7 protein-coding genes are annotated in these 8,938 nt (G+C 40.0%); 3 read left to right on the top strand and 4 right to left on the bottom strand.

Annotation, left to right across the window (positions count from 1 at the left end):
- Nucleotides 1–602: hypothetical protein (locus A3757_RS26775; protein ID WP_068739751.1), on the top strand; the 602-nt coding region annotated here is incomplete at its 5' end.
- 95 nt (nucleotides 603–697) lie between these two features.
- Here the strand turns inward: A3757_RS26775 and A3757_RS12905 are convergent.
- From A3757_RS12905 to A3757_RS12895, 3 genes are all read right to left on the bottom strand, one after another.
- The gene (locus tag A3757_RS12905) at nucleotides 698–3,079 is read right to left on the bottom strand and encodes a site-specific integrase (protein WP_068739749.1); all 2,382 of its coding nucleotides are present in this window, start codon (nucleotides 3,077–3,079) and stop codon (nucleotides 698–700) included.
- The gene (locus A3757_RS12900; RefSeq protein WP_156506312.1) at nucleotides 3,066–5,072 is read right to left on the bottom strand and encodes a hypothetical protein; all 2,007 of its coding nucleotides are present in this window, start codon (nucleotides 5,070–5,072) and stop codon (nucleotides 3,066–3,068) included. The genes A3757_RS12905 and A3757_RS12900 overlap by 14 nt, the downstream gene beginning before the upstream one ends.
- Before the next feature lie 215 nt (nucleotides 5,073–5,287).
- On the bottom strand, nucleotides 5,288–6,061 hold the full coding sequence (locus A3757_RS12895) for a hypothetical protein (protein WP_068739747.1): 774 nt from the start codon (nucleotides 6,059–6,061) through the stop codon (nucleotides 5,288–5,290).
- 108 nt (nucleotides 6,062–6,169) lie between these two features.
- Here A3757_RS12895 and A3757_RS12890 point away from each other — a divergent pair, with 108 nt between their 5' ends.
- Both A3757_RS12890 and A3757_RS12885 read left to right on the top strand, forming a co-directional pair.
- Entirely contained in the window at nucleotides 6,170–6,988 is an 819-nt protein-coding gene (locus tag A3757_RS12890) for a hypothetical protein (RefSeq protein WP_068567924.1), read from the top strand.
- 398 nt (nucleotides 6,989–7,386) lie between these two features.
- Nucleotides 7,387–8,064 (top strand): tyrosine-type recombinase/integrase, encoded by a 678-nt coding sequence (locus A3757_RS12885; RefSeq protein WP_068567925.1) that lies wholly within the window; start codon nucleotides 7,387–7,389, stop codon nucleotides 8,062–8,064.
- A gap of 132 nt (nucleotides 8,065–8,196) precedes the next feature.
- Here the strand turns inward: A3757_RS12885 and A3757_RS12880 are convergent, their stop codons facing one another.
- Nucleotides 8,197–8,778 carry a hypothetical protein gene (locus tag A3757_RS12880; protein ID WP_068567926.1) on the bottom strand — a complete coding sequence of 194 codons (582 nt, stop codon included), beginning with the start codon at nucleotides 8,776–8,778 and terminating at the stop codon, nucleotides 8,197–8,199.
- Between the last annotated feature and the right edge of the window lie 160 nt (nucleotides 8,779–8,938).

Raw genomic sequence — 8,938 nt, 5'->3', positions numbered from 1 at the left:
GTGATTTTTGCGCAGAGCTGATTGAGTTTGCTAGTTGCACGCCTAATGTTCATAGCGTCCTAGGGAATCATGAGTCACTATTTTTATATGGTTTACATGACCCCCTATGCAGGCATACGCATACGAGTTCAAATGTAGGTGGGCAGTGGATAGAGCGGTACACACAAGGTGAGCTTGAAGATCTAGCTGAACTCATTAAAAGTACAATGAGCATCGCGATTACTGTAGAAACAGATAAGTATAGAATTGGAGTGATACATGCTGCAGCGCCAGATGACTGGCAACAAGTGATGAACCCAGAGACCGTAGATGAAGAGGAATGGTTGTGGAGTCGGAAACAGTTTGAGCAAGCTTCGGTAGGTCAAGAGCATATTGTAAGAGGCATTGATGCTGTTGTTCATGGCCATGTATCGAATTACAAAACTGTATCTGGGAATCATATCTGGATCGATACGTTATATTATACTGGTTCGTTAACGATCATAGACTCATCAGACGTCTTGGGAACTATTAATGTAGTTCATTCAGAAGAGCATGGAAAACGACTAGATACGTTAAAAGAACTTTCTGATCTCGATCAAGAATTGGATTTGGGTTATTGATGTGTGTACGAACAGATAGCCCCTTCATAAAAACAGGAGAATCGATTTCTAATCTTGCGTAAGGGCTAGCGATCGAATTAATAAAGATTCTATAGCTATTCTTTAGTTATATCTTCAAATGCATAGCGCGCCACTCCAGTGATAGTTTTATCCTTAATCTTGGAGCGAGTAGATCTAGACTTTGCTTTAGGCAAGATCTCTTCGATCACCTTTCCCTTTAGTAAAAATGAGTCATCGATGCTGTGGGCCCGTTTTAGCGCATGCGAAGCAATAAGGTCAAAACAATGCACGTATACCTTAAAAAAGGTACTCGTATCTGAATGACCGAATGTTTTGATGATATGAATCATTGCTGTCGTATGCATACAGCTTAAAGGCTCGTCTCCGTTCTCCATAAAAAAGTTTCTAATGGCCCGTAAGCCCTCAGGGCTAAAGTTCCAATGATTTGCGTCAGCCAGTTGTGGAATTAGGTCTGTATATCGGGCCGAATACCACCAGAGAAAAAGATGAGAACCGCGAGAATGTCGAAGTAGGTGAAGATCTGCACCAGGTCCCGCGTATATTTGAAGAAGTTTTATGCACTCATCTCGTAATGTGGCAGTATTATTAATTCCAGGCGCAGAACCTAACGAAAAAAGTAACTCGTCAAAGAAACGAAATTTTGACAGCCTTGATTTTGCTTTGCTTACATTATCGAGGTGTTGAATGCTTTTTGTGTGAATGAAATCGTGAATTCTTGCAACTGCATAGGGTGGGGCGAGCAGGTGATATGGCACCACGCGAATACCTGCCGGGCTCTTTGATTTTCGTATGTAAATGAGCGTTTCATTTTCGTTATATACAATATCCCGGGGAGTTAGGTTTTCTATTTCGTGCCTCCTTAACCCTCCATAAAAGGCAAGTTCTAGGAAACATACTCGCTGAGCCTTATGTTTGTCAGTAGCATCATCGTGACAGAAGGTTTGCGTAATGAACGTATCAAATTCGAGAAGCCCCAGTACGCGAGTTCTTGTAGTCAGTACAACACCGTTTTCTTTCAGGTGGTTTAGATTGACACCACCTAAAATATTTAGCTTAGCTTGGGCAAAATCAATAACGGCAGAGTATTCACTCAAAACCTGATTTGATGTATTAACTGAAGCGCGTTTTGATAAAATATAATCACAAACGAAGGCTTCTGTGTCTTCCTCTTCCCATAGTGCAAGCGAAAAACAATCTGTGTAGTGCATGAAACCCTGGTTAAAGACATGGTTGAAATATGATGCGAGCGTATCCGCTGTGTTCTTGCGTATAAGCAATTGCTCTTCAGCCCAGGCGTATGCCAAATCGATAGGCGTGATTGCTTCAGCCTCAAGATAATTAATATAGTCAATCGCCTTATTTTTTTCGTCCTTGTTAGGGTTGGAGCTTGTAACAGCTTCAAGCAACTTATAGATGAATGAGGCTTTTAAGTCTGCAAAGGCCTTATAAAATAGGTCTTTATTAACTGTCGTACTTTTATAAACACCCTTTATTTTCAGTCCTTGCTTAATAATTCGCCAAGCGCGTTTTAGAGTGCTAATGGCTGCTTCTGTTAGGGGTAGTTTGAACTCGTTCTCAGTTACTCCTTGGGCTCCGGAATTGAACACCATCAACTGTGATTGGGTAACTTCGCGTTCTGGCCGTATATACATTCTAGGGTAATCAGCGTTTGTTGGCGCAGTAAACTGAAACACATTCTCATCATGTGGCGTGTTGACCGGCAGGATTGGTTCGCTTAATTGTGCAGAGATTATTGGCTCAATGCCTGCTAGACAAAGGTGTTTAGAAATTACGTTAAGTTTCCTAGCTTTATGGATAAGGGCAACACGCTTAATAACTTCTATATTGCTTAAGGCTCCATATTTGTTTACAAATAGTGACGACAATAAACGAAAACGCGCTGAGCAAGGCAACGAGCATTTCTGGCTAGAAACCATGTCACTACTTATTGAAACTGGCACTGACGCTTTGCTCGGGCTAACAAGCATGTTACTGATTGCATCGGCTATTTTTTGGGAAGGTAACCCAAGTGTCATTGAAGCTTCGATTGTTAACATCTCAAATAAAAGCGTTTCATTGTTGGCCGTTTCTTTAGTTGACTCTCCACCCCAGAAATTATTCCTCAGGCATATTGCCTCGCTATAGTATTCAAGTTCACTAGGAGTATTTGGCAGGGCTGATGGTCGTGGTCGTTTTTGTTTTAAACTCAAAAATCGAACATTCCATTCAAGGCCTTCAAGTCTAGCCATTACGGAATTTGCGTCTTTAATCTGCTCATTAGATGGCTTGTGGTTTGAATTTAAAAATAGTGTCAGCGCATTGTGGTCCTTTTTCGAAATTCGTCGGCTATTGCCACACCTATTCTTAAGGAAACACAAAATATCCAGCTTATGTTGAGTCCAGAAGCCAGGTTCGTCTAGCTCAGGCTCAATCTGTAGAACATCAAGTAGCGCCATACAGGTTCTCGCTTTTGAGTAATTGGAAGGAGTTTTTGATAATGAACTGCTCGCGGAATGTGTCTAAAGATTCCAATATATAACGAGGATTACCTGACGAGTTTGGTGATGTTGGTGCGAATCCGTCTATGTGGTGCCCGACCCATACATCGCGAACTGCTTCTTCGTGTGAGAAATTTTGAATAGATGATGCGCACTGGTGACGAGGGGCATTGGTCCGCTGGAATAGTGGTTTATAACCCCAGTTAGAAGCGATTTTATGGGCAGATTTTCCATTTAGGGTGTCAGTCTTAATGATCTCCTTTTTATAGTTAACCTCATACTTGAGAGGGAGCGCCGTTTCGACGAAGGCTGGAATTAGATACCCTAATGTCTGTACAAATAAGTAAACGTTCTGACGCATTTGAATCAATTGGTCGAGTTGCTGCGTGACTAGTTTTAAAGTGTTGAGAAATTTATGTTCGCTATAGTGCCTAGAAGATTTTTCTCGATATAGTGTGTATCCATCAGCTTCCTTTAAGATCGTGTTAGGCCCTACGGCACGACCGGCATTCGAAAATTGTAGTAAAAAATAGAAGTACGTCTCATGCTGAGACAGTATTTGAAGTGCTTTCTCAACTTGATTAGCGCGAGAGTCGATTGAGCTCAGGTTTAGCGTGCTGAGATGATTTATACATCCTGCGTAAAAGTCGAATGGGGCCTGTGCCGCCAATTGAGATCCAACTAAGTATCTCTGAAATTCTAGACCTTTATGAGCTAATAGGACTGTTGTGTCGTGTTTGATTTTAGCAACTAATACGTTATCGGTTACTTCGCTAACGTCCTGTATTATATCGTTAAGTATTTTAAGAAAGTTGGTAGCTAGATGGGTATTTTCGGTAGCGATGTAACTATTTGACGCTCGCCGATAGACCGGAATGTTGCCGCTGAGTACAAAACAAGCGTTTTCATCAAGATGTTTTAATCGATATATAATGTGGGCAGATCTAGTTATGCGATTGAGTGTTGGCACTGAGCCGGCTTGCTTAAGCTTAAATGTTTTTTGTACGCCGCTTTGGTCAATTTTGCTATCTTGGTTATTAAAAACTGTTTTTAGGAGCTCATACAAGGTAGCGGGCAACCTTACAGTTACATGAGCTGCTTTAGTCGCACCTTTCCCTTTTTCTCTAGCGAAATCGGTTGCACCATTACTTACGAGATATGAAATCGTATTGTTGTCATGAAATTTAATTACCCAGTCTTTATGGTCTTTATTTTTTTGAGGATCAAACAACCTCATTTGTTCAATGCCTAATGCCGCTCTTAATAAAGCGACTGTAAAAAAAGTGATTTTGTTTTTATCTGCTAGGTACGCTAAGTACGTAATAATGACTTGCCGTGATAGCTGGTTTCTATCCGAAAAAGTTCTGATATTCTCCTTAGAAAAATCTTTTATAACATTGCGTTTGAATAATGCCTGCGACCTTGTATCAAGAAATCCGAATGGGTTTGTATCAATTTCCTCGATATCTTTTGTTTCATCATCAATTTCGTGTGTAATCTTTTTACGGGGCGGACGCGATTTGATTACTATTTCTGGTGGGTTATCCCAAAATGTTGAGTGAGTCTCGGGAATGAATGACATAGCTAGGCCGCCCACTAAACGGACGTTATGATCAAGGGTAAACGTCCGTTCAAATTTAAAATCTTCATTCTTATCGGTATTCGAGAGAACTTGCAGGTTATTGCGCGAAGCCATGTTCATAATTATGTCATCTCTAACGGTATAAACATCGTCATGATAGCTATCAAGGCTTACGAGTTTTTCAGCAACTTCTGTGTTGGCAAATATTTTCTTAACGAAAAGGTCAATGCATAGGTTGATATCGTTCGAAGCCCAGGATTTCTCTCTCAGCCGGTGAACTTGTGTAATTCCGAAATAAACAGGGTAGTTTGTTCCAACCTTAGATATCTTCTTGTTTGTATCTGCATTTTCGGGGATCGTATTAATCAATTTATGGATCTTTTTTCGCTCACTGCTAACGCACCAGTTAGCGTCAATCTGCCACTCAGCCAGTATTGAAAAGAGCTTTTTAATATATCGCAAGGACGGCGGCGGCAAACAGTGTTGAAAAAGTATTTTCGTTGCGAGATGCAAGTGCTCCGGAATTTCAACATTATTGAAAACGAATTCCGTAGAGTCGACATAACGCTGCGACAGAAAGTCCATTATGCTTTTAAATTCTGAGTGATTGTTAATGCAGTATTATGAAAACCCTCAGCAAAAGAGACGAATCTTTCAGAATTGCGCTCGAGCTTCCTAAGCCGTTTAATGAACCCTTTTTCGTAGTTCTTCTCTTTACTCTTCTGTTTGTCTTTTTTTAGTGTCCTAATCATCGTGCGGTAGTCAAAATAATTGTTTAATTTCGCGTAGTCATTCCATTTTGGCGCTAGCTCTATTTCATCGACAATAGTCGCGATAGTCCCTGGAGCTGTGTTTAATAGCTTGGCAATGACCTTAGTCGGAAATGCATTGGGTGAGCGAGCTTCAAGTTCGAAACCAGTAACAACTACATCTAGTAACTCTTTTGAATGAACCATTTTTTCTATGACGTCTCTAGTCACTTTTGTGTTCAGTGGTTTAGGTAATATGCTGGCGAGTTCGCCAAACACGAAGTCATCAAGTCTATCTTGAACTTCATTCTGTGAGTAAAGAGCGAATGCTTCTATTACTACATCAGGTTTCAATTGGGCAAGGTGTGTCTGAATACAGGGCGATAAGTGGTTTACCAATCTATATTGTGACTTATCAGCTTTATAAGGACGTAATAAAATCTTGTGCAGTGAGCTATGGCGCGGAAGATATATTTGAGACGAAGGTTTAATTCTTGTCTTAATTCCACTAATTTGTGAGACTTGAACAACAACTGTTTGTCCTGATACCTTTAGCTTAGAATTTATGGCAAGTATTTCTGGGTCTTTTTGTTTTTTTGAAGTTGTCATAGCTCAGTGGTCAATAAAAGTTGTTGTTTTAGTTGCGTTGTATAATATCTGATCATTATGCAAGCATAATAGCAATGGTTTGATGTGTTAAATCTAGGTAATAATTCTGTGTCTGATTACGATCTTATAAAAAGGCTAAAAAAAGAGTTTGATGTTGAGTCAACTAACGCTCTTTCTGAGCGGCTGAGCATCCCCCTTGCAACTATTACTAAAGTTGAGCGAAAAGAGGGGAGTCTCCCTTGGCGAGCAAGATTAGTTATTCTAGATAAGCTTGGGTTTGCTGCAGCACGTAGGGGGGTAGAGGCATTGTTACCTGATAACCTAGCGAAAAAAGTTCGTGATGCTAGTAACAGTCAATTTTTGCGCGGAATTGATGATGTTCCTTTTGTCCGAGAGCCAGAGTGTGAAGTTTCAGCCGATACTATTTTACGATTAATCACAGACGAATGTTCCTTGAAAGTGGTAGCTCCGTTTTATGAACATCTCAACTCGAAATATGAGACTGCTGCAGAGCAATCACTAGATCAAGAAGATAGGATCAAGCTTGTTGAAATCTTATACAAGGCTGATGCAGAAAAATGGGGAAAACTGATTTCTCAGCTTTCCAGTTCTCTATCTTCAAATCGCGAGCTGTATATAGCTATTGAATTAATTATTCACCAGGACGAAGAGCACGCCAAGAATGTATTGGATTTTATCGCTCGCGCAAAAGGCGCAAAAAATACAAGAGAGTTATGCGTGCTACTTAACCTTACGCAAAGCCAACTTAGCCGCATGAAAAATGGAAAAACAAAGCTCACTCCGAGAGTTGCGGTAGAAGCTGCTTTTTTGTCAAAATCCAAAAATATTAGTGCAAACGAAGAAGAGTTTTTGGAACTAGACCGCTTCGTAAGTAACCCCGATGTGATTATAAACGAGCTTCTCTGAGTTTTGATTGTGAAAGCGTAACTGGGATTCGCAGAACTAGTATTCTGAGAGAGTTTAGTTTTTATGGTGAACATATAAAGTGATGTTCTGCTGAGTTCACGATGTCCGCAAAATAGCCAAATAAATAGCTCATCACTAGAAAAGCTTAGTGGTTTTAATTCACACTAATTATGACCTTTTCTATGTCGGCATTCCGTACCAATTATTTCAGGTTACTATGAGCTTATCTTGTCTTCTATCGCAAGTGCTTTTTGAATCTGGTTAACAGTCTTATTTTCCGTGGAAGCTTGAAGAGTCTGGGTGTTTCGCTGGCTCAGGTTTAAATGATTCCTTTTTAATCAAATAGCTAGTAAATTACGCTATGTCTGTATAGAGGGGTATAGAGAGAGTATAACTACATGGGATTGCCTGCCTTTATCAATCAATCTGAGAAGGATTGGATCTTTAAAGTCACCAAAGAAACAAGCGTTCAACCAGAGCGCGATTTGTGCCTGCTTGCTCTTTTCTTGGGTACGCCAATGACAACTCTAGAAATAAATCGTGTTCAGATCCAAGATGTTTTGCATCGTTCTGGAAAGCTTTGTCGAGAGTTCGTTATACGAGGGAATGTTTCTTTCAATGGTGATGAGCGTCATGTGTTTTTAAAGAATGCCAAGGTTAGGAAATATTTAGCTGCGTACTTAGATCACCGAATAAAAGAAAAGATATTATTGGGTAATCATCCTGATTATTTCCTTTCCCTAGATCCAGATTCGCCCTTATTTTGTACAAACAAAGGACGTGGTGAACCAGGATGGCGAGGCTTTAGTATTGCTAAGAGGGATACTAATAGGGGCAGCGTTAGCTATACATGTGATGCATTAAACAGACATTTGAAGCAATTACTATCCAAGGCCGGTGTGCAAGAGCCATCGATACTTTCTGGGAGAAGAACATTCGCCGTTGTGCTTAAACGCAAAGGTTTGGATACAGCCCACATACATCATTTACTTGGCAATAAAAGCCTAGAGACTACCGAAAAGCTATTAGATACTGACCCCGTAGATATGGAATATATCGCTTCTGAAGGTTTCTAACTAAAGTAGACCATCTGTGAACATTACGCTGGCATCTCTCAGCACATTATTGTGTCGTTTGTGTGCCAATTTCTGCCGTTGGAGGTTATTCCTAGTTTGGCTAGATTGCTATAATAAGGTGGCTTAGAACCATTATGTATTTCGAAGTTGCTTGTATTTTACACTAGCTTCATAAGTATTCAGTATGTCTTCCGATACTTCATGTTGAGCGTTGTAATAGTCACTAATGACTTTAACTTTTTTTAGCAATCCTCTTTGCGTGAAAGCAGAAGCGCCAATCCATACCTCACCCTTGCTACCATTTAATACAGCGTGGTAAGTAAGTAGCCTTTCACTCCCTCCACCAATCGTCCAGACTATACCCTGTGCGCGTTGGAGCTTTAATTTCACATTTCTTCCTAGTGAATACTTAGAGACTAATCCTTTATGTCTAAAAGCTTCAACAATTCCATTACTCTTATTGAAAAGGAATATTAGTCCGGCTGATTTTCTGTAGCTATGAAGTGATAGAATAAAAGCTACAACCATAAGTAGCAGAACAACTATCAAGGAAAGTTCTATATATTCGCCGACTTGTTGATTTCGCTCCATTAAAATAAATGTGAGTAAATACAAGACAAAGAAAACCGGTATTGCAACAACCCCAAATAGTGCTCTGCCAGTGTCTATTCCTTTGACAGCAAGCTTATTACCGACTTTCTTAGTTCGAACCATCTGTGATCCTAATGAGTAGTTGTGACTATATTTGATTAAAGAAGGAGTGTAAGTAAATACGCAATTAACTCAATCATCAATCATGGGGTTTCGATTCGGATTAGAAAATTTCGTGTAAGCCAGTATTAAAAGCTAGAAGGAAAGATGTGTTGAAACAACA

The organism is Oleiphilus sp. HI0117 (genome assembly GCF_001635235.1).
Note: the sequence above shows the minus strand (reverse complement) of the source record. Positions and strands in the feature narration are given on the sequence as shown.